The sequence below is a fragment of the Blautia sp. XA-2221 genome, from assembly GCF_028767025.1.
Lineage (GTDB): Bacteria > Bacillota > Clostridia > Lachnospirales > Lachnospiraceae > Blautia_A.
In genome coordinates, this window is sequence record NZ_JAJQXX010000004.1 from 1 (window position 1) to 19,730 (window position 19,730).

General features: G+C 41.0%; 19 protein-coding genes, 1 tRNA gene and 1 riboswitch. Of the genes, 5 read left to right on the forward strand and 15 right to left on the reverse strand.

Annotation, left to right across the window (positions count from 1 at the left end; translation table 11 throughout):
• Positions 1 to 184: 184 nt before the first annotated feature.
• The 3 genes from dapA to LU279_RS04540 all read right to left on the reverse strand — a co-directional run bounded on the left by dapA (position 185) and on the right by LU279_RS04540 (position 2,119).
• On the reverse strand, positions 185 to 1,078 hold the full coding sequence (dapA, locus tag LU279_RS04530; protein ID WP_274421378.1) for a 4-hydroxy-tetrahydrodipicolinate synthase: 894 nt from the start codon (positions 1,076 to 1,078) through the stop codon (positions 185 to 187).
• Positions 1,079 to 1,144: 66 nt separating this feature from the next.
• Complete coding sequence (locus tag LU279_RS04535; protein WP_274421379.1) at positions 1,145 to 1,657, reverse strand: cob(I)yrinic acid a,c-diamide adenosyltransferase; 513 nt, start codon at positions 1,655 to 1,657, stop codon at positions 1,145 to 1,147.
• Positions 1,658 to 1,708: 51 nt separating this feature from the next.
• Positions 1,709 to 2,119, reverse strand: coding sequence for a hypothetical protein (locus tag LU279_RS04540; RefSeq protein WP_274421380.1), 411 nt, complete (start codon positions 2,117 to 2,119; stop codon positions 1,709 to 1,711).
• Positions 2,120 to 2,248: 129 nt separating this feature from the next.
• Positions 2,249 to 2,347: riboswitch (THF riboswitch) on the forward strand.
• Between the two features lie 68 nt (positions 2,348 to 2,415).
• Here LU279_RS04540 and LU279_RS04545 point away from each other — a divergent pair.
• Positions 2,416 to 2,988: a folate family ECF transporter S component gene (locus tag LU279_RS04545; protein ID WP_274421381.1), complete on the forward strand. Its 573-nt coding sequence runs from the start codon at positions 2,416 to 2,418 to the stop codon at positions 2,986 to 2,988.
• 206 nt (positions 2,989 to 3,194) lie between these two features.
• Here the strand turns inward: LU279_RS04545 and LU279_RS04550 are convergent, their stop codons facing one another.
• On the reverse strand, positions 3,195 to 3,821 hold the full coding sequence (locus LU279_RS04550) for a single-stranded DNA-binding protein (RefSeq protein ID WP_022068797.1): 627 nt from the start codon (positions 3,819 to 3,821) through the stop codon (positions 3,195 to 3,197).
• Between the two features lie 192 nt (positions 3,822 to 4,013).
• On the opposite strand from LU279_RS04550, the gene typA reads away from it, so the two are divergent.
• Positions 4,014 to 5,846 (forward strand): translational GTPase TypA, encoded by a 1,833-nt coding sequence (gene typA, locus LU279_RS04555; protein ID WP_274421382.1) that lies wholly within the window; start codon positions 4,014 to 4,016, stop codon positions 5,844 to 5,846.
• A gap of 94 nt (positions 5,847 to 5,940) precedes the next feature.
• On the opposite strand, the gene LU279_RS04560 is transcribed toward typA, so the two are convergent.
• From LU279_RS04560 to adhE, 4 genes are all read right to left on the reverse strand, one after another.
• Positions 5,941 to 7,029, reverse strand: coding sequence for a DUF4179 domain-containing protein (locus LU279_RS04560; protein ID WP_274421383.1), 1,089 nt, complete (start codon positions 7,027 to 7,029; stop codon positions 5,941 to 5,943).
• Positions 7,026 to 7,580, reverse strand: a complete 555-nt coding sequence (locus LU279_RS04565) for an RNA polymerase sigma factor (protein ID WP_274421384.1) — start codon at positions 7,578 to 7,580, stop codon at positions 7,026 to 7,028. Before LU279_RS04565 ends, LU279_RS04560 begins: the two co-directional genes overlap by 4 nt.
• A 180-nt stretch (positions 7,581 to 7,760) precedes the next feature.
• Positions 7,761 to 8,519, reverse strand: a complete 759-nt coding sequence (locus tag LU279_RS04570; RefSeq protein WP_274421385.1) for an aminoglycoside phosphotransferase family protein — start codon at positions 8,517 to 8,519, stop codon at positions 7,761 to 7,763.
• Positions 8,520 to 8,539: 20 nt separating this feature from the next.
• Positions 8,540 to 11,158: a bifunctional acetaldehyde-CoA/alcohol dehydrogenase gene (gene adhE / locus LU279_RS04575; RefSeq protein WP_274421386.1), complete on the reverse strand. Its 2,619-nt coding sequence runs from the start codon at positions 11,156 to 11,158 to the stop codon at positions 8,540 to 8,542.
• A 388-nt stretch (positions 11,159 to 11,546) separates the two neighbouring features.
• On the opposite strand from adhE, the gene LU279_RS04580 reads away from it, so the two are divergent.
• Positions 11,547 to 12,242 (forward strand): GTP pyrophosphokinase, encoded by a 696-nt coding sequence (locus LU279_RS04580; RefSeq protein ID WP_274421387.1) that lies wholly within the window; start codon positions 11,547 to 11,549, stop codon positions 12,240 to 12,242.
• A gap of 116 nt (positions 12,243 to 12,358) precedes the next feature.
• Here the strand turns inward: LU279_RS04580 and LU279_RS04585 are convergent, their stop codons facing one another.
• From LU279_RS04585 to trmB, 7 genes are all read right to left on the reverse strand, one after another.
• Positions 12,359 to 13,558, reverse strand: a complete 1,200-nt coding sequence (locus LU279_RS04585) for a pyridoxal phosphate-dependent aminotransferase (RefSeq protein WP_274421388.1) — start codon at positions 13,556 to 13,558, stop codon at positions 12,359 to 12,361.
• Between the two features lie 5 nt (positions 13,559 to 13,563).
• Complete coding sequence (locus LU279_RS04590; RefSeq protein WP_274421389.1) at positions 13,564 to 15,042, reverse strand: sodium-dependent transporter; 1,479 nt, start codon at positions 15,040 to 15,042, stop codon at positions 13,564 to 13,566.
• A gap of 78 nt (positions 15,043 to 15,120) precedes the next feature.
• Positions 15,121 to 15,585, reverse strand: coding sequence for a DUF1653 domain-containing protein (locus LU279_RS04595; RefSeq protein ID WP_274421390.1), 465 nt, complete (start codon positions 15,583 to 15,585; stop codon positions 15,121 to 15,123).
• Between the two features lie 126 nt (positions 15,586 to 15,711).
• Complete coding sequence (locus tag LU279_RS04600) at positions 15,712 to 16,467, reverse strand: glycerophosphodiester phosphodiesterase (protein WP_442870143.1); 756 nt, start codon at positions 16,465 to 16,467, stop codon at positions 15,712 to 15,714.
• A 188-nt stretch (positions 16,468 to 16,655) separates the two neighbouring features.
• A tRNA-Lys gene (locus LU279_RS04605) sits at positions 16,656 to 16,728 on the reverse strand.
• A gap of 113 nt (positions 16,729 to 16,841) precedes the next feature.
• On the reverse strand, positions 16,842 to 17,009 hold the full coding sequence (locus tag LU279_RS04610; protein WP_274421392.1) for a hypothetical protein: 168 nt from the start codon (positions 17,007 to 17,009) through the stop codon (positions 16,842 to 16,844).
• Positions 17,010 to 17,121: 112 nt separating this feature from the next.
• Positions 17,122 to 17,778 (reverse strand): tRNA (guanosine(46)-N7)-methyltransferase TrmB, encoded by a 657-nt coding sequence (gene trmB / locus LU279_RS04615; protein WP_274421393.1) that lies wholly within the window; start codon positions 17,776 to 17,778, stop codon positions 17,122 to 17,124.
• A gap of 563 nt (positions 17,779 to 18,341) precedes the next feature.
• Here trmB and LU279_RS04620 point away from each other — a divergent pair.
• Positions 18,342 to 18,653, forward strand: coding sequence for a hypothetical protein (locus LU279_RS04620; RefSeq protein WP_274421394.1), 312 nt, complete (start codon positions 18,342 to 18,344; stop codon positions 18,651 to 18,653).
• A 20-nt stretch (positions 18,654 to 18,673) separates the two neighbouring features.
• A complete protein-coding gene (locus LU279_RS04625) occupies positions 18,674 to 19,717 on the forward strand; it encodes a V0D/AC39 family V-type ATPase subunit (protein ID WP_274421395.1) in 1,044 nt (347 codons plus the stop codon).
• The last annotated feature ends 13 nt before the right edge of the window (positions 19,718 to 19,730 follow it).

Sequence of the window (19,730 nt, forward strand, 5' to 3'; positions counted from 1 at the left end):
TTGAAAAGCCACCGAAAGATGGCTTGTTTGCTATGCAATTTATTTTTTTCTACCCACTACCTCTTTGTTTCAAACTTACCTCCTCTGTGCGCATATCTGCACACATCCAGATACTACTTTACATATATCTGTTCTGTTACCTGCCAAAAACAGGCGTCTGAATTTAATCCAGCTCCGTTTTTATTTATGCAAGTTTAATACCGTAATCTTTCATTGCTTTCGCAAGGATTTCTTTATTACTCTCTTCCATTTCACAAAGCGGCATACGAAGAGGTCCTACCTCCATACCCATCATGTTCATAGCTGTTTTAACCGGAATCGGATTCACTTCACAGAAAAGCGCATTGACCAGCGGAATAGCTTCAAGCTGAAGTCTTGCCGCCTCTCTGGTATCACCTTCCATAAACTTCATAACAATATCATGAGTCTGCTTCGGCGCAACGTTTGACAGAACGGAAATAACGCCAAGTCCGCCAAGAGACAGGATTGGAAGAATCTGATCGTCATTGCCGGAATAAAGTTCCAGATCCTCTCCTGCAAGAGACATCATTTTTGCAATCTGAGAAAGATCTCCGCTGGCAGCCTTAATTCCAACGATATTTTTTACATTTTTTACAAGTGCAGCTACCGTAGCAGGCTGAAGATTACAACCGGTACGACTTGGCACATTGTACATGATGATCGGTGTTTCCGGAACCGCATTGGCAATCGCTGTATAATGAGCGATCAGACCTTTCTGTGTGGCTTTGTTATAATAAGGAGTTACAACCAGAAGCGCATCTACGCCATAGGAAGCCGCCTCCTTGGACATCATAATCGCAGTTTCTGTACAGTTGGAACCTGTACCTGCAATCACGGGAACACGTTTTGCCACCTTATCCACTGTAAACTTAATTGTTTTCAGATGTTCTCCGTGAGTCATTGTAGATGATTCACCGGTTGTTCCACAGATAATAATGGCATCTGTACTGTTAGCGATCTGAAACTCCAGAATCTCCTCCAGTTTTTCATAATTTACACTCCCGTCTTCATGCATCGGGGTTATAATAGCAACGCCTGCGCCCTTAAAAATTGCCATATAAGTTCCTCCTTTTATTCTTCTGTACTATATTATGCAAATCACAGTTTTCCCGAATCACGGATTTTACTGTTGCTCTGAATCATTTTCAGCCATATCCTCAGTGAGTCTTATCACTGTATCCACATAGGGCCTCAATTCTTCCGGCAGATTCGAACCGGTCATAACAATCTGCATACTTTCGTCTTTCTGCCTGAGAATGTCTGCAACTGTTTCTACGGAAACAATTCCCTGTTCCATTACACCAAGAATCTCGTCCAGCAAAAGAAAATCACATTCCTGTGTTACAACTACTTTTCTGGCAAAATTCAATCCGTTTAAAATATTGGAACGTTCTTCTGCCTTTTCTTCATCACTCAGATCATCATAGCAGCAATCTCTTTTTTCAAATCGGAAGATCTTGATATCCAGATCATCCAACTGCTCCAGAAAATCAACAGAACGTGTTTCTTTTCCTTTCAGAAACTGAATGATAATAACGCTCTTTCCCTCAGCAGCAGCACGAAGACTGTGCCCCAGAGCCAGTGTAGTCTTTCCCTTTGCGCTTCCGCAGTATACTTCTGTTAATTCTTTTTTCATGACAATTCCTCTTAATATTGATGAAACTGCATCTTTTTCAATGTCCTTATCTTACCTCAGTTCACTTGAAATTGCAAGCTTTTCCGTCCTGCGCCAGCAATTCAGAGTCCGTTTAAAGCAATCTTCAACAATAACATTTTGGCTTGTATATCCCGGAATTTTTGCTTGTATGCGCCCAAAACACTTCCCGGTACAGCGCCATGTAAACAACAATCCGCTAGCAATCCTCCGTTCTGTTTTCTGTCCGTCAGTAAAAATAACCTGTCCAAACTGTCTGCCGCAGTCAAAATCCCCTCCCTGCATTATCGGATTTTTTAGACGCATCTGTACCAACCAGCCATACCGAATAATCATTCTATCTGTCCCTACATTATCAAATTTTTTAAGACGCATCTGTACCAACCGGTCATAACGGATAATCGTTCTATCTGTCCCTATATTATCAAACTTTTTAAGACGCATCTTCGCCTGCACTTTATAATATATTTTTGCGCTCGTCTCTTTGTATATTAAGACGAAAAACCTTCCAAAATATCACTTTTTTTATTGCATATTATAACAAAACAGTATATAATAGCCTCATAAAAAACATGCAGAGTAGATTCATATGCGTAAAGTGCCATCCGGATAGAGAGTTGCCGGAAGGACGAAAAGAGTAATCTTGCGGTATATGGATTGCATCTCGCTGCAACAGAGGGTAAATATTTTTGGTTATCTCCTATTGTAGTCAGATATCTGCGAAGGGAGGTAATTTTTTTATGGAAAAAAACAAAAATATGTTTCTTTCCTCAGCCAAAGAGCTGAAGAGTGTGCCTGCACTTGCCATGTGCGCAATGTTTGCGGCACTTGCACTGATCCTGAATTCAGTGGCATCCATTAATCTTGGTCCGTATATCAAAATTGGATTTTCCGGAATCCCCAACCAGATTGTGGATTATCTGTTTGGTCCTGTTACCGGAGGATTATTTGCAGGAATTCTTGATATTGTAAAATATTTCATGAGACCTGACGGAGCTTTTTTCTTTGGCTTTACATTTAATGCAATACTTGCAGCTTTTATTTACGGATGCTTTTATTACCGTAAAAAGCTGACGCTGAAAAGAGTTCTGATGGCCAAGCTGGTAGTTGTTCTTGTTGTCAATGTAATTCTGAGTACACTGTGGCTTGATATGCTGTACGGAAAAGGTTTTCTTGCAATTCTGCCTGCACGTACAGTAAAAAATCTGATCATGTGGCCCATTGACTCCTTTATCTTTTTCACTATTACCAGACTGATTGAACAGACGGGAGTTTTCCGCATATTTAAAAAAACAGCTGTAAAACAGGCCTGAATTTCCAACTGAATAAAAGATGAACAAAGCCCCTGTCGATCAATATATGAATTCGTCAGGGGTTTTGTGCAGCCATATATTCTCACATTTTTATTCCCACAGCCCCTCCTGATCACAGACCGGCCTATATACCTGCCCCATTCATTTGTCCGCTTATGTACAGAAGTAATACAGACGCCTGAATGAGGCAATGTATGTCCTGACTCCTACTCCATGTATTCCAGTTTGCTTACTGAAACCTCGTAGGCAATACGCTTTTCTGCCTGGTTCTCACCCAGTTTTTTTACATATTCCCGGCTCTGGATACGTCCCCAGATCAGAACATGTCCCCCAACGGCAAAAGCCGAAGCATACCGGGCGTTTCTTCCCCAGCAGATACAGGGTATGTAATCAGATTTTCCATAAGGACGGTTTACAGCCATCAGAAGATCTGCGATTTCTCTTCCCAGCGGTGTTTTACGGTAAACCGGCGGTTTACAGATATATCCGTCCAGAAAGATTTGATTTACAGGAACAGAGTCATCCTCTTCCTCCACAAATCTTACCTCTCTTGCAAAAACAGAAAGCACCAGACGGTTGTGTTTTTCCTCGTGGCGGTTATAAGACCGGAACTGGCCGTGGATTTCTATATATTCCCCCACGTAATCCTGCGTTACATCCAGAAGCCTTTCGGATACCATGACCGGGATCCTGTCCTCTGAATCACTGAGTCTCTTTACGATCAGATCCATCACATAAAATCCCTCTCCAAACACCTGATGACTGAAGGTAAAGCCCGTATCAATTTTCCCCATGATTGATACCTGATTGTTTTCAATAATTTTGTCTGCCATAATATAGTTCTCCTTCCTCTTTGGGTATTTTGTCTATATTAGCCTATGTACACACCCGCAAGTTTAGAACCAAAATCTTAAAAAATTTTTTTGAATACCTTGTAATCTGCGAGAAATGTGGTAAACTGAAAAGTCGTACCATGAATAAAAAACACATTAATATAGAAGAAAAAAGAAAGGATTTCAAATTTTATGAAGACCAAACGCGAAGATGTACGCAATGTTGCCATTATCGCCCATGTAGACCATGGCAAAACCACTCTGGTGGATCAGCTTCTGAAACAAAGCGGTGTTTTCCGCGAAAATCAGGAAGTGCAGGAGCGTGTCATGGACTCTAATGATATTGAGCGTGAGCGTGGTATCACTATTTTGTCCAAAAACACTGCTGTCCATTATAAAGGCGTAAAAATCAATATTATCGACACTCCCGGACATGCTGATTTCGGCGGAGAAGTAGAACGTGTACTGAAAATGGTAGATGGCGTAATTCTTCTTGTCGATGCCTTTGAGGGAGCTATGCCTCAGACAAAATTTGTTCTTAAAAAAGCGCTGGAGCTTAACCTTCATGTAATCGTCTGCATTAACAAGATCGACCGTCCGGAAGCTCGTCCTGATGAAGTAATTGATGAAGTGCTTGAACTTCTCATGGATCTGGAAGCTTCTGATGAGCAGCTTGACTGTCCGTTCCTTTATGCATCCGCAAAAGCCGGACATGCGGTTCTCGACCTTTCCGATACACCGGAAAATATGGCTCCTCTCTTTGAAACTATTCTTAAATATATTCCTGCTCCGGAAGGGGATCCGGATGCAGATACACAGGTTCTGATCAGCACCATCGACTACAATGAATATGTAGGACGAATTGGTGTCGGAAAAGTAGAAAACGGCAAGATTGCTGTAAATCAGGAGCTTACTCTCCTGAACCACCATGATCTGGACAAACGCCAGAAAGTAAAGATCAGCAAGCTTTATGAATTTGACGGTTTGAACAAGATTGAAGTCAAAGAGGCTTCTATCGGATCCATCGTAGCTGTTTCCGGTATTGCAGACATCCATATCGGCGATACCCTGTGCGGCGGTGAAAATCCGGAATCCATTCCTTTCCAGAAAATTTCCGAGCCTACTATTTCCATGAATTTCCTGGTTAATGACAGCCCTCTTGCAGGACAGGAAGGAAAATATATTACTTCCCGTCATCTCCGTGACCGTCTTTACAGAGAGTTGAACACTGACGTAAGTCTTCGTGTTGAAGATACTGAATCAACAGAATGCTTTAAGGTATCCGGACGCGGTGAGCTTCATCTTTCTGTTCTGATTGAAAATATGCGCCGTGAAGGCTATGAATTTGCCGTCAGCAAGCCTGAAGTCCTTTATCATTTTGATGAGCGCGGCAAAAAAATGGAACCAATGGAAATTGCTTATGTAGATGTTCCGGAGGAATTTTCCGGTACTGTAATTCAGAAACTCAGCGAGCGTAAAGGTGAGCTTCAGGGAATGAGCACTGCAAGTGACGGTTCTGTCCGTCTGGAATTCCATATTCCATCCCGCGGACTGATCGGTTTCCGCAGTGAATTTATGACTTCCACAAAAGGAACCGGAATCCTGAACACCATGTTTGACGGCTACTCTCCGTACAAAGGAGATTTCCAGTATCGTAAACAGGGCTCCCTGATCGCATTTGAGGCTGGCGAGGCCGTAACCTACGGACTTTTCTCCGCTCAGGAACGAGGCGTCCTTTTCATTGGACCGGGCGCAAAAGTTTACAGCGGTATGGTAATCGGACAGAACGGTAAAGCCGAAGATATTGAGCTGAACGTATGCAAGACCAAACATCTGACTAATACCCGTTCCTCTTCCGCTGACGAGGCTTTGAAACTGACACCACCCAAGGTATTAAGCCTTGAGCAGGCCATTGAATTTATCGACCGTGACGAGCTTCTGGAGGTAACTCCTACAAGCCTTCGCATCCGCAAAAGAATTCTTGATCCAAGAGAAAGAAAACGTGCGGCATTTAAAAAGAACTGATTTATCTACCCTATAAAAAGACGCGGCAAAGTCATTCAGGCAATGATTTTGTCGCGCTTTTTATTCTGATTATGTTATTTGGGATTTTCAATTGTTATCGAATTTTTATTTCTATTTTATTGCCTAATGGACAATATATCTGTGTTAAATCTACATCTTCCTCATACACATGTCCTGTTCCTTCTCCATATATGCCTTCTTCTCCTGTTGTATCAAAGTATTTGTTGACAATATCTTTATTTTCATATTTATTAACATATAACCGGAGTGTCAGTGATTCCGCTTTTTTGGAAATACGCGTATAGCGCGGGAAAGACCGATCCTGTTGAAACAATATTTCTGGTTTATTATAATCTGCAAGTCTATAACAAACAGAATTGCCCAGATTATCTTCTCCAATTAAGTAATATTCATCATATTCTCCTAAATCTGTCATCTTTCCTGAAATCGTACTTGTAAAATCATTTAGCCGGATTTGAGAAACAGTTAAATTTTGATTTTCATTTATTTTAATCTGTTGATCTACATTAATTATTTCAGTATTTGCCTCCAGTTCTTTTAAATCTGTTTTAAATTCAAAAACAAATTCATCTGACTTCGGAAGTTCATCTGTTTTTTGTAGTTCTTCCGGTGAAGCTGCATGTATACTTATTTTTACCGCTGCCTCTCCGTTCCTAATAACATCATCTTCCATATGATAGCCAGAAACTTCTCCCCATATATCCTGTTTTTCCAGCGGCACCGGATAACTTTCACTTAATTGCAGTGCTTTCCCATTAACAAACACATCTGTCAGCAAAACTGGCGCCTCTGTTTCGACTGAATCAGAAGTTTCCGAAAACGCCACCCATAAGTTATTCTTATCTATAGCTACTTCTTGTATGGTAAGAGAAATTCCATTTCTGGTTACAGTCTTCCCTATAATATCTGTATAACTGCCGACATCCTCAATAACACCCAATGCTGTTCCAATCCACCAGGTAAACTGTTTCCATGCTGCTTTTACCTCTTCCTGATGCATAAAAAGACCTGTTACCAAAAATACTACTATAAATCCCGCTACAGCAATCTTTAATAACCTGTATTTTATAACTACATGTTTTTTCCATGGACGAGAAGCCTCATAAATAAATTTTTCATCAATGTCCCCAAATAACTCCAAAAATATATAATTATATTTCATAACAGATCACCTGCCTTTTTCCATAATTTTTTTCTGCTTCGAAACAGGCTGGATTTCACCTTACTTTCCGAAACAGAATGTCTTCTGGAAATCTCTTTAATATCATCCATATACCAATAACGCCGCACAAAAATATCTCTGTCCTCTTCTTTTAGTCCTTTTAGAAATTCATCCAGAATGTCTAAAATCTCCTGACGTTTTATATTATGTTCCAGAGAATATTGTACCGTTTCTTCCAGACGTTCCAGTTCACCATTAATATCTGCCATATGAGTATCCACTCTTTTAAACGCATTTTTCCTCCGTAAACAGTCGATTGCCTGATTTCGAGTTATTCTTCCAACAAATGCGGATAGCATTTTCGGAATTTTAGGTGGAATCTCATTCCATGTTATGAGCCAGGTATCGTTTACACATTCTTCTGAATCTTCTTTATTCAACAAAATATTCCATGCGATTCCAAAGCAGAGTTTTGAATATTTTATATCTGTCTGACGAATTGCTTCTTCAGATCTGTTTAAAAATAACTCAATGATATCTGTATCTTCCATAGTCGCCTCCTGTTCATCTACTCCCATATATTATATTAGACGTATTTTTTCATCTTGTGTTGCATTTTTTACAAAATAAAATCTTGTCCAGGCAAAAGAAATCCCCGAAACCGACACAGTCGGCTCGGGGATTTTATAAATAATAAAGGGATTTGTTTTAAATGATTTTTTGTTTGCAATTTACTGGAAATCAATGATATCTGTCCAACGAAGCAGGAACTCTTCTTCCTCTTTTACACCTTTGGTAAGCTGCGCTGCCGCTGCAATGGGAAGCCATTTCTGTACATACTGCTTTGCGGTATCGCTTTTCCTGCAGAAAAGTTTCAGATACAGATCAGCCATTTTTTCATCTTTCAAAGCAAACTCCAGATAAGTAATGGCTGCGTCGCCGCTGGCATTTCCCTGAGTTGCATGGGACCAGTCTACGATCTTCATGGTTCCATCTTCTGCAACGATCACATTGCTTGGGTTAAAATCGCCATGGCAGAGCTTGGTGTGATCTGGCATAGAGTCCAGTCTTGTCAGCAGTTCGTAGCGGACAGTAGCATCCAGTTTATCTTTCATGCTCTCAATCTTGCGGGCAAATTTGTCCTTCTGAAGTGTAAGACGCGGAGCTTTTTTCTCATGCATGGAAAGCTGAAGATCTACAAATTTCTCCATGTATTCCTCAAGTTTTTCCGGATTTTCATTCATCAGCTGTTCCAGAGTTTTTCCTTCTGTATATTCGATCACTATCGCCCATTCACCGTCAATCTCGGTTACTTCTAAAACCTTCGGGATATCCAGACCGCTTTCCTCTACGCGAGCCTGGCAAAGAGCTTCATTAAAAACGTTCGCCTTACCATGCTCTCTGGTAAATACCTTGATAATACGGTCTCCGTCTTTGTAAACAACTTTGTATGGACGTGTCAAAAATACCTTTTTGTCTTTCAACTTCATGGTAAATACCCTCCCTTTTCTTATTTGGACTCTTTTCCGTAGTATGCTTTCAGGTAGATTTCCTTCAGCTCAGCCATCAGCGGATATCTCGGGTTTGCTCCTGTACACTGGTCATTGAATGCCTGCTCAGTCATCTCATCCAGAGTGTCCAGGAAATATTTTTCATCTACACCATAATCTTTGATGGTTGGCTTGATCTCAATAATCTTCTTCAGCTCTTCCAGCTTCTCAAGAAGTTTTTCAAATACTTCCTGATCGTTTTTGCCGGTAAGACCTACGAAACGTCCGATTTCTGCGTAACGTGCAAGTGTATGCGGGTACTGATACTGAGGGAATGTTCCCATCTTTGTAGGTACCTCAGCACTATTATAACGCATTACATCTGTAAGAACCAGAGCATTTGCAATTCCGTGTGGAATATGATGGAATGCGCCAAGCTTATGAGCAAGGGAGTGGTTTACACCAAGGAAAGCGTTTGCAAAAGCCATACCTGCCATACAGGAAGCATTTGCCATGTGATCTCTGGCTTCCACGTCATTTCCGTCTTTGTAAGCTCTCGGAAGGTAATCAAATACCAGTTTGATCGCTTTCAGCGCAAGGCTGTCTGTATAATCAGAAGCCATTACGGAAACATATGCCTCAATTGCATGAGTCATAACGTCAATACCGGAAGCGCAGGTAAGACCTTTCGGTGCGCTCATCATGTTGTCTGTATCAACAATAGCCATATTCGGCATCAGTTCATAATCTGCCAGCGGCCATTTGATTCCTGTCTCTTTGTCTGTGATAATAGCAAACGGAGTTACCTCGGAACCTGTACCGGAAGATGTTGGAATTGCCACAAAATAAGCTTTTTTACCCATTTTAGGGAAAGTATAGATTCTCTTGCGGATATCCATGAAATCCATTGCCATATCATCAAAATCAGCGTCCGGATTCTCATAAAGAACCCACATAACCTTACCGGCATCCATTGCAGAACCGCCGCCGAGAGCAATAATGCAGTCCGGTTCAAAAGCGCGCATTGCTGCAGCTCCGGCTTTTGCAGATGCAAGAGACGGATCCGGCTCTACATCAGAGAAGCAGGTATGAACAATGCCCATCTGATCCAGTTTATCCTCAATAGCCTTTGTGTATCCGTTTTTGTAAAGGAAAGAGTCAGTTACAATAAAACAACGTTTTTTGCCCATAACAGTTCCCAGTTCATCAAGGGCAACCGGCATACAGCCTTTTTTGAAGTAAACCTTTTCCGGTGTTCTCATCCAGAGCATGTTCTCTCTCCTCTCTGCAACAGTTTTAATATTGATCAGATGCTTCACTCCAACGTTTTCAGAAACAGAGTTGCCACCCCAGGATCCGCATCCCAGAGTAAGGGAAGGAACAAGCTTAAAGTTATAAAGATCTCCGATTCCACCCTGAGAAGATGGTGTATTAATTAAAATACGGCAGGTTTTCATGGCAGCCGCATGTTTTGCCATTTTTTCTTTCTCGTTTACATTGATGTAAAGAGAAGAAGTATGTCCGTATCCGCCGTCAGCTACCAACTGTTCAGCCTTTGCAAGAGCCTCGTCAAAGGTTTTTGCCTTGTACATGGCAAGTACCGGTGAAAGTTTTTCGTGAGCAAATTCTTCACTGATATCCACAGACTCAACCTCTCCAATAAGGATCTTTGTTTCTGCCGGAACAGTCACACCTGCCATTTCTGCAATTGTGGCAGCTTTCTGACCTACGATCTTTGCATTCAGCGCGCCGTTAATAAGAATAGTTTTTCTTACCTTGTCAAGTTCATCCTTTTTCAGGAAGTAGCAGCCTCTGTAAAGAAATTCTTCTTTCACTGCTTTATATACGCTTTCCAGTACAGTAACAGACTGCTCGGAAGCGCAGATCATACCATTATCAAAAGTTTTTGAATGGATAATGGAGTTTACTGCCAGACGCACATCTGCTGTGTCATCAATGATAACCGGGGTATTTCCGGCGCCAACTCCAAGAGCCGGTTTTCCGGAAGAATATGCAGCTTTCACCATTCCGGGACCACCTGTTGCCAGAATAATATCCGCTTCCTTCATAACCAGGTTAGTAAGCTCAAGGCTTGGAACATCGATCCATCCGATAATACCTTCCGGTGCGCCGGCCTTTACTGCTGCTTCAAGAACAAGCTTTGCTGCTGCAATGGTACAGCCTTTTGCCCTCGGATGTGGACTGATGATAATTGCATTTCTTGTTTTTAATGCGATCAGTGTTTTAAAAATCGCTGTAGAAGTAGGATTTGTTGTCGGGATAACTGCAGCTACCAGACCGATGGGCTCCGCAATTTTTTTGATTCCGTAAACAGTGTCCTCTTCGATCACGCCACAGGTTTTTGTGTTTTTGTAAGCATTGTAAATATACTCTGCTGCGTAATGGTTCTTAATAACCTTATCTTCCACAATACCCATGCCAGTTTCTTCAACAGCCATTTTTGCAAGGGGAATACGTGCTTTGTCAGCAGCGGTAGCCGCAGCCTTAAAGATTTTGTCTACCTGCTCCTGTGTGTAAGTGGCGAAAAGTTTCTGTGCTTCTTTCATCGCAGCCATTTTTGCTTCCAGTGCTTCTGCAGTGTCGATCACAGCCGGGATGTGGGTTTCTGTCTTTGCCATTTGAAATCCTCCTTGTTAATCCATTTATATTCTTATATTGTTACTTTCTTTTGATAGAGCGTCAAATAATTATGTTAATTGATTAACGTTAAATATTTGTCAAACTCGATGGTTCTATTATATTTGTTTGTTAATCATTTGTCAATCTTTATGTTTGCAAAAAAACATTCAAAAAACAGAAGCTTCAAATCCTGTTTTTTATACAACATACACAAAAATATTTCTGTCATATTTTTCCAAACAGGAACATATCTTAGTTGATGGGGACTGTTTTTCTGGCTAATATCCACTGTAAACAGTTATTCTGACAGCCTTTCAGACTTTCAGATATATTTTACCCTGAATTAACTTAATCTTTTTTTCTATTTATTATAAGGAGTATAAAGTAATGAACAGTTGTATTGCAGTAAGAGACCATTGGAAATTTATTTATACACAGATTGAGGAAGAACAGCAGAAATTGAAAAAGAAAGAGCAGCTCAAGCGTGATCTGACGGACGAAACATTTCGCACAAAAGGAAAGTGCGCTATCAGCCTTATGCTGACAAAACTTGATATTATCAACGCAATCCTTACCATGAAGTATCAGCGCAATGTCATTCAGATGAAAACCGGACGGCTGAAAGAATATGACAGCGTATATAAAAAAATGCAGAAAAAAGGGCTTGAACTGAATTTTAATATTGCCCTTGAAAAAATAAACGACCTGATCGGGGTAAGAGCGGTGTGTGCTTATGTAGATGATATCTACCAGGTTGCCGGACTGCTCAAAAAGCAAAAAGACATCCGAATCCTGAAAATCAAGGACTACATACAGGAGCCCAAAGCCTCCGGCTACCAGAGTCTTCATCTGATTCTGGAAACAGCAATTCCCTTTCAGGAAGATATCCAGTGGATAAAAATAGAACTTCAACTCCGCACTGCCGCCATGGATTACTGGGCAAATCTGGATCATCAGCTCCGCTATAAACGAAAACAAAAAGAAACACAGTTTATTGACGAGGAACTTCAGCAGTGCGCTGCGGTCATTCGCGCGCTGGATCAGAAAATGCTGGCTATACGGAAAAAGATTGATAAAATTTAAACAGGATTCCTTCCTGTTTTATGGAAAAGAATCCTGTTCTCGTATTTACATTATTATTTTTGACTTTTGCCGTCATAAAACAGCAAAGCCTGAAAAGAACCGGCTTCTCTCCGGCTTTATTTTTCTCCTGTAAGAGAAAACTCTGCTGCCAGCTTTTTAAATTCCGGAAGAGAATTGATGATCGTCTCATAGGAAACACAATAGGCCAGTCTCACATATCCGGGGCAGGCAAAGGAACTTCCCGGAACCATAAGAATATTATACTTTTTTCCCGCCTCACAAAATTCCCTTTCATCAGGAACCGGTGACTTCACAAAAAGATAAAAGGCTCCCTGCGGTTTGATACACTGAAAACCGCAGGCAGTAAGACCGTGATAGAGAGCCTGACGATTTTTGTCATAGGCAGCCACATCCACTTCCGCATCCACACAGCGGGCGATCACCTTCTGCATCAGAGAAGGCGCATTGACACTTCCCAGAATACGATTTGCAATACCTGCTGCTGCAATTACCGTTTCACTGTCCTCAAGAGCATCCGGGATCACAAGATAACCGATCCTCTCTCCCGGAAGGGACAGGGATTTGCTGTAAGAATAACCTACTACTGTATTTTTGTAGTATTTTGTAAGATATGGAACCTCCGCACCGTCATAGGCAAGCTCACGGTATGGCTCGTCTGAAATCAGATAAATCACACTGCCATATTCTTTTTGTTTTTTATCCAGAATCGCTGCCAGAGCTTTAATTGTATCTTCCGAATAAATAACGCCTGTGGGATTGTGAGGACTATTTACAATAACAGCCCTTGTGTTTACAGTGATTTTTCTTTCCAATTCTTGAAGATCTGGCTGAAAGGTTTCTGTATCCGGAGAGATTTCCACAAGCTTTCCGTCATAATTTTTTACATATGCACCGTATTCCAGAAAATATGGTGCAAAAACAACAACTTCCTCTCCGGGATTCAGAACGGTTTTCAGGATCACATTCAGTCCACTTGCAGCTCCCACTGTCATGATCAGGTTTTTTGCAGAAAAATCTGTCCCAAAACGACGATTCAGGGACTGTGCAATCGTTTCACGCACATCCTCAAATCCCGCGTTATTCATATACCCGTGGAGAATTACAGGATCCTCGTTGTTTGCCAGGTCAACAATGGCTTCCCGAACGCAGTCAGGCGCAGGAACACTGGGATTTCCCAGACTGAAATCATATACTTTATCCGCTCCGTACTGCTTTTTCAGACGGTTTCCCTCCTCAAACATGGTACGGATCGCAGAATTATTCTGAACAAAAGGAATCATTTTTTCCGCTATCATATCCGTCAGCTCCTGTCTTTTTTACTTTTGTTATGCCCAAAAGCGATCCACACAACCAGCGCAAGCATTGCCACGCCAATGATCATCCCCGGAACAAGATATTCCATTCCTTTTGGCTTAAACATATCATAGTAGCCTTTCAGATAAATTACAGAAACCACTACAGGAATCACCCACAACATATACATACGGATACCTGCCGGGAATTTTACACCCTTTCCTGTGTTTGCTTCTTTTAAAAAGTTCTTCCAGCCCCAGCCTCTCTTTGATGCGCAGAAAAGTACAAACAGTACAGAACCAAGAGGCAGAATATTATTAGATACAATAAAATCTTCCAGATCCATAATGTTTGTTCCTTCGCCTAAAATCTGTATTCCGGACCAGGGTCCAAAGCCAAGGATTGCCGGCAGGGAAAGAAGAATAACAAGCACAATATTTACCATTACTGCTTTCTTACGGCTCCAGCCCCACAGATCAATGGCAAAAGACAAAATATTTTCAAATACGGCAACTACTGTAGACAGAGCCGCGCATGCCATAAAAAGGAAGAACAATGCGCCCCAGAGCCTTCCTCCCATCATCTGATTAAATACATTGGGAAGTGTGATAAATACAAGCCCCGGACCCGCACCCGGTTCTACATTAAACGCAAAACATGCAGGGATAATGATCATGCCTGCCATCAGCGCAACAAAAGTATCCAGTACAAGAATGCTAAGACTCTCTCCTGCCAGTGTCAGATCCTTTTTCATATAGCTTCCAAAGATCTCCATTGCTCCGATTCCAATACTCAAAGTGAAAAACGCCTGAGACATGGCTCCGAATATTACATTTCCGATTCCGGCTTCTTTCATATTCTCAAAATTCGGAATCAGATAAAATTTGATACCTTCCATGGCCCCGTCCAGAGTAGCAGAATGAACTGCAAGCACAACAATCAGTGCCAACAGGCAGAGCATCATGATTTTTGTAATTCTCTCAACTCCGTTCTGAAGCCCAAGAGAACAGATCCCAAATGCCAGAAACACTGCAAGAACCATCCAAAAGATCATGGTTCCTGTGGATTTCTGGAAGTTCCCGAAAAATTCTGTTACCTGTGCAGAATCCGCTCCCTGAAGCTTTCCGGTTGCCATTACATAGCCATAGTACAACGTCCATCCGGCTACCATGGTATAAAACATCATCAGAACATAATTTCCGATCATCCCCATATAGCTGTACTTATGGAAATTAGAACCTTCCGGTTCCAGTTCGTGAAAAGCCTTCGCCGTACTTTTTCTGCTGGCACGTCCTACTGCAAATTCGCTGACAAGAATAGGAAGTCCCAGAACTATAAGAAAAACAAGGTAAAGGAGAACAAACGCCGCCCCACCGTATTTTCCTGTCATATATGGAAATTTCCAAACGTTCCCCAGACCTATGGCACATCCAGCAGACACCAGAATAAACCCAAGTCGTGAGCCAAAAGTTTCTCTTTCTTTCACTGATTTCCCCTCCTATAAAATAATTTAAGTCATTATATCACATTAAAGCGTTAATGGAAACCAGTAATTATTTGAGATTTAGAAATTCTCCTCCACTTTTTCAAATCTCCACTTCTGTTTTACATCCGGATACTTGTCCCTGTCCACTTCGCTCATAAACATTTCAAAAGGTCTTGCGCAGGTTTTAAAGGGAGCATACAGAGCCTGATAAACCACAAACTTTTCTCCTGTTTCTGTATGATCCGCAAAAGCAAGCACTTTATAAAGATACTCTGAAGTATTCTCATTTACCCATTCTCTTTTAAAATGACGGACAATATCTCCCGGGCGAATATCCCTTCTGGCTGCTTCTTCTGTTATTACAAGAGCCTCCGGCTCCGAATCAAGTTCTGCGTACTCCTCTTTGTCCAGAGATACCGGTACTCCGGTCCTGCCGGAAATATGAACGCCCCCATACCAGGTTCCCTCTGTTTCAAAGATGTCTCCCACTTCATACTCCTGACTGTATTCATCATTTTTCTTGATAATTCTAATCCTGCTCATTTCCTTCCTCCTGTATCGTCATGTATTTTAAAAATCCAAGCCTCTCTGCCTTTTGCCGCTTACCATGTAGATCGCCGCATGGATATTCAGCATATCACCTGCTATATGCTCTTTTTCCGGTTAAAATCAACTGTGTTTTTTCAGGAATTTGTTTCTGATCTTCACTGCTCTGTCCGGATAGTTGGTAATAATTGCATCCACCCCTGCATGGAATAGTTTCTCCATATGCTCTGTTTCATTTACTGTCCACACACGGATCTTCAATCCACTTTCTTTATATTCTCTGAGAAAATCCGCCATCACCATATGATAAATTGCCGGATGAAGCCCTTTGATCCCGGTCTTTTTTGCATAATCGGCAACATTAAGGATCACATCACTGTACAGATAAGCAGTTTCCGCTCCTGGATCCAGTTCTCTGATTTTCTGCATACTATAATGGTTAAAAGAAGAATATATGATCCTGTCTTCCATTCCCTGGTGCTTTACCTCTTCTATTACCATACGCTCCAGTTCCGGATACCAGAAAATTCCTGTTTTCAGTTCAATATTCACTTTAATCCCACTTGGTTTTACCAGTTCCAAAACTTCTCGTAATGTGGGAATCCTGCCTTTTTTTCCCTCAGGAGTACTAACCTGAAATCTTTTCAATTCTTCCAGTGTATAGTCTTTTACCCAGCCTGTCCCATTACAAACTCTGTCAATACTTTCGTCATGTATGATCACCATCTGACCATCCCTGCTAAGCTGGACATCCAGTTCAATTCCATCTGCTCCCTGTTCCACTGCCAATGCAAAAGCCTCCAGGGTATTTTCTGACTCATATCCACTGGCACCCCTGTGGGCAAAAATTTCCGTAGTTTTCACTTTTCTGTCCTCCATAAAAATATATCCGGGTGTATTTTACCACACCCGGATTTTGGAATAAAGCTATATTGCGTCATTGTGCTTATTCATTTACAAGGTTATATTCCTCAATTGCTCCATTAATAGATGCTGCCATATTTTTACACAACGAAAAAACACCGTCCCCGCGGCAATCACGTTGTCCGCAAAAACAGTGCTTTAAATGCGTCTTCAGGGGTTCGAACCCTGGACACCCTGATTAAGAGTCAGGTGCTCTGCCAGCTGAGCTAAAGACGCTTATTTTATTTTCCTGCGTTTTTTATTTCCTTAACGCAAAATTTATTATACGAAACACTTTGTCAAAAGTCAAGCATTATTTTATATAATTTTTAATTTTTTTCACTAAAAAATCACTTTTTCATTTTATCCGCATTTTTTCTATCCAATGAGTCCAGCATTTTTGCCAGCTCATCTGCATTTTTACGAATTTTTGTCAGATGACTGTCCAGTCTGCGATGATCATAACTGAACTGTGTCATAATTGAATAAATTTTCCCATGCTTTTTCAATGCTGCCATAATATCCTCCGCTTAAACAAACCTCTCAGTCAAAAAAAGAGGACAGCTGTTTCTGTCCTCTGAAGTGTTTCTTCTATATAATATATGTATATCTGAATCAAAGGGTTCCCAGTTACTTCTGACGGATCACCAGTTTGCAGATAGGATTTCCCATGGAAGAAAACTTTTCTTCATATTCTGTCATAACATTGCCTTCCATCATATCCTCCTGATGATGCAGATCAAAAGTATGCGCCAGAAGCTCCCAGCCTTTTTCCTTTACTTCTTCCAGAGAAAACTCAAAAAGTTCTCTGTTGTCTGTTTTAAATTCTACCACGCCATCGGGAATCAGAATTTGCTCATAGCGGGCAAGAAACTCTCTGGATGTGAGTCTGCGCTTTGCATGACGTGCCTTTGGCCACGGATCGGAAAAATTCAGATATATTTTCTGTACCTCTCCTTTTTCAAAAATATCAGGAAGCTCACGGGCATCTACTCTCATAAAAAGAAGGTTATCCAGCTTTTCTCCTGCTTCCTCCATTTCTTCTCTTTTCTGAAGAGCCCGGAGCAATACGCTGTCATACATCTCAATTCCTACATAATTGATATCCGGATGAAGTCTTGCCATATCCATCAAAAAACGGCCTTTTCCCATTCCAACCTCAATATGCACAGGTTGTTCCTTCAAAAAGCACTGACTCCACTTTCCTTTTTGTGTTTTTGGCTCCTGCACTACATATCTGCTTTCCAGAATAGCATCTTTGGCTCCCGGTATATTTCTAAGTCTCATAATACAGTTCCTCCTTTTATGCTGTACTCTTAGTCTTATTTTTAATCTCCGTTAATTTTATTTGAATTTTTCTTCCTGTCAGATTATGGTTTTTTTCACAGCTTTATTCTCAGGTATAGTAAAGGCTCTTCATATCAAAAAATTCCTCATCTGAAAATATATTATATCAGTTTCTATAATAAACAAATACTGAATCCTACACAATGGCATCTTCAATATGCAAAAATATTTTTTCACCATAAATCAAAGATTCTCTCCTATCATACATGTTTTCTCTGTACTCAGCAACAAAAACATTTCCTGCGTTTTCACTGTTTTCTCTGCCAGTCTTGCATTTTGTCTGTATCATTATAACAGCATTCCTGTTTTCTCTTCACAAAAATCTTATGATTTTCCCTGTGTCCCTTTTGCAACAATATGCATGTTTTGTGACCTTTATACAACTTGTCATAAAATAATTACCATATAATACCGTAAATTTGTATGGTATTTTTTAAACAAAAGGTGTATCATAGGATAAAGTTCCACAAAGTAAGAATCCTGCCAGCAAAAGGAGGTTGAATATGGAACAGATACTCAATAAGCTATCTGAAATAGAACTTACTGCAAAACGCATTATGGAGGATGCAGACAGCACCAAATCCGCTCTTTCCGCAGAAATGGAGGAAAAATGCAAAGAATTTGACGCTGCTCTGGAACAGGAGACCAATACAAAGATTCAGGAGCTCCGCAGCAGTCTGGAACAGAAAAAAAATGAAGAGCTTTCTGAACTGCGCAGTCATATGGAATCTGCTCTCTGTGAGCTGGACAGCTATTACAGCCAGCATCACAAAACTCTTTCAGAGCACTTATTCCAGAAGCTTCTTGCAAACTGAAAAAGGAGGCATAAGACAGCATGGGAAATCTCCTCTCCTACAGCGGGATTTCAGCAAAGATCCGCGCCATGCAGAGCAAACTGACAACGGAAAAACAGTTTCAGGAAATTCTTCAGTTATCCAGTGTTCCTCAGGTGATCACTTACCTGAAGCATACAAAGGAATACGAAGAAGCCTGGGCTTCTCTGGATGAAAACACCCTCCACAGAGGACAGATTGAAAAACTGTTAAAAGCTTCTGTTTTTAACAATTTTTCCCGTATCTATCAATTTTCTAATCCGGAACAGCGCAAATTCCTGGATCTTTATTCCAAGCGCTATGAGATTCGTGTTCTAAAGGAGATCATGACAGACCTGTTCGATCACAGAAACACAGATCCTGTAGATGTGACTCCGTACCGTGATTTTTTCCGTAAACACTCTAATATGGACCTTGACAGGCTGATTGCCTGTACCTCTATGGAAGAATTTATCACGGCATTAAAGGGCAATGAATTTTACCAGCCCCTGTCTCGGATCCAGAATCACGAAAGCGCACTGCTCTTTGACTACGGCATGGCTCTTGACCTGTATTATTTTACACACATCTGGAATGTCCGCAAAAAACTCTTTTCCGGAAATGACCTGAAACAGATCACTCATGCATATGGAGAAAAATTCGATATGCTGAATCTGCAGTTTATTTTCCGATCCAAACGGTATTTTCATATGGCGCCGGCAGATATCTACGCTCTGCTGATACCAATGAATTACAAATTAAAAAAAGAAGAAATCAACACCCTTGTGGAAGCCGCTTCTTTTGAAGAAGCAAGACCTTTATTCCGCAAAACCTATTATGGCAAAAAATACGAACATCTGGCAGCACATAATCTTGAGGAATTTTATAACTGTATGCTCCGCAATACTCTGGAAAAAGAGGCTCGGAAGGATCCTTATTCCGTGGCTCTGCTCTATTCCTATATGTATCACAAGGAGCATGAAGTAAACCGTCTGACCATTGCTATTGAATGTGTACGGTACGGTGTACAGCCTGAAGAAGCGCTTCAGTTTATTCATAATAATTAACACCCCGGAGGTA

Bases quoted from the DNA above. Each gene is read 5' to 3' on its own strand.
- LU279_RS04540 (WP_274421380.1), bottom strand. From the start codon at position 2,119: ATGCGTCTTAAAAAGTTTGATAATATAGGGACAGATAGAACGATTATC.
- dapA (WP_274421378.1), bottom strand. From the start codon at position 1,078: ATGGCAATTTTTAAGGGCGCAGGCGTTGCTATTATAACCCCGATGCAT.
- LU279_RS04620 (WP_274421394.1), top strand. From the start codon at position 18,342: ATGGAACAGATACTCAATAAGCTATCTGAAATAGAACTTACTGCAAAA.
- LU279_RS04595 (WP_274421390.1), bottom strand. From the start codon at position 15,585: ATGAGCAGGATTAGAATTATCAAGAAAAATGATGAATACAGTCAGGAG.
- LU279_RS04550 (WP_022068797.1), bottom strand. From the start codon at position 3,821: ATGGCAGACAAAATTATTGAAAACAATCAGGTATCAATCATGGGGAAA.
- typA (WP_274421382.1), top strand. From the start codon at position 4,014: ATGAAGACCAAACGCGAAGATGTACGCAATGTTGCCATTATCGCCCAT.
- LU279_RS04580 (WP_274421387.1), top strand. From the start codon at position 11,547: ATGAACAGTTGTATTGCAGTAAGAGACCATTGGAAATTTATTTATACA.
- LU279_RS04535 (WP_274421379.1), bottom strand. From the start codon at position 1,657: ATGAAAAAAGAATTAACAGAAGTATACTGCGGAAGCGCAAAGGGAAAG.
- LU279_RS04625 (WP_274421395.1), top strand. From the start codon at position 18,674: ATGGGAAATCTCCTCTCCTACAGCGGGATTTCAGCAAAGATCCGCGCC.
- LU279_RS04570 (WP_274421385.1), bottom strand. From the start codon at position 8,519: ATGAAGTTGAAAGACAAAAAGGTATTTTTGACACGTCCATACAAAGTT.
- LU279_RS04585 (WP_274421388.1), bottom strand. From the start codon at position 13,558: ATGATAGCGGAAAAAATGATTCCTTTTGTTCAGAATAATTCTGCGATC.
- LU279_RS04560 (WP_274421383.1), bottom strand. From the start codon at position 7,029: ATGAAATATAATTATATATTTTTGGAGTTATTTGGGGACATTGATGAA.
- adhE (WP_274421386.1), bottom strand. From the start codon at position 11,158: ATGGCAAAGACAGAAACCCACATCCCGGCTGTGATCGACACTGCAGAA.
- LU279_RS04600 (WP_442870143.1), bottom strand. From the start codon at position 16,467: ATGGAGGACAGAAAAGTGAAAACTACGGAAATTTTTGCCCACAGGGGT.
- LU279_RS04610 (WP_274421392.1), bottom strand. From the start codon at position 17,009: ATGGCAGCATTGAAAAAGCATGGGAAAATTTATTCAATTATGACACAG.
- LU279_RS04545 (WP_274421381.1), top strand. From the start codon at position 2,416: ATGGAAAAAAACAAAAATATGTTTCTTTCCTCAGCCAAAGAGCTGAAG.
- trmB (WP_274421393.1), bottom strand. From the start codon at position 17,778: ATGAGACTTAGAAATATACCGGGAGCCAAAGATGCTATTCTGGAAAGC.
- LU279_RS04565 (WP_274421384.1), bottom strand. From the start codon at position 7,580: ATGGAAGATACAGATATCATTGAGTTATTTTTAAACAGATCTGAAGAA.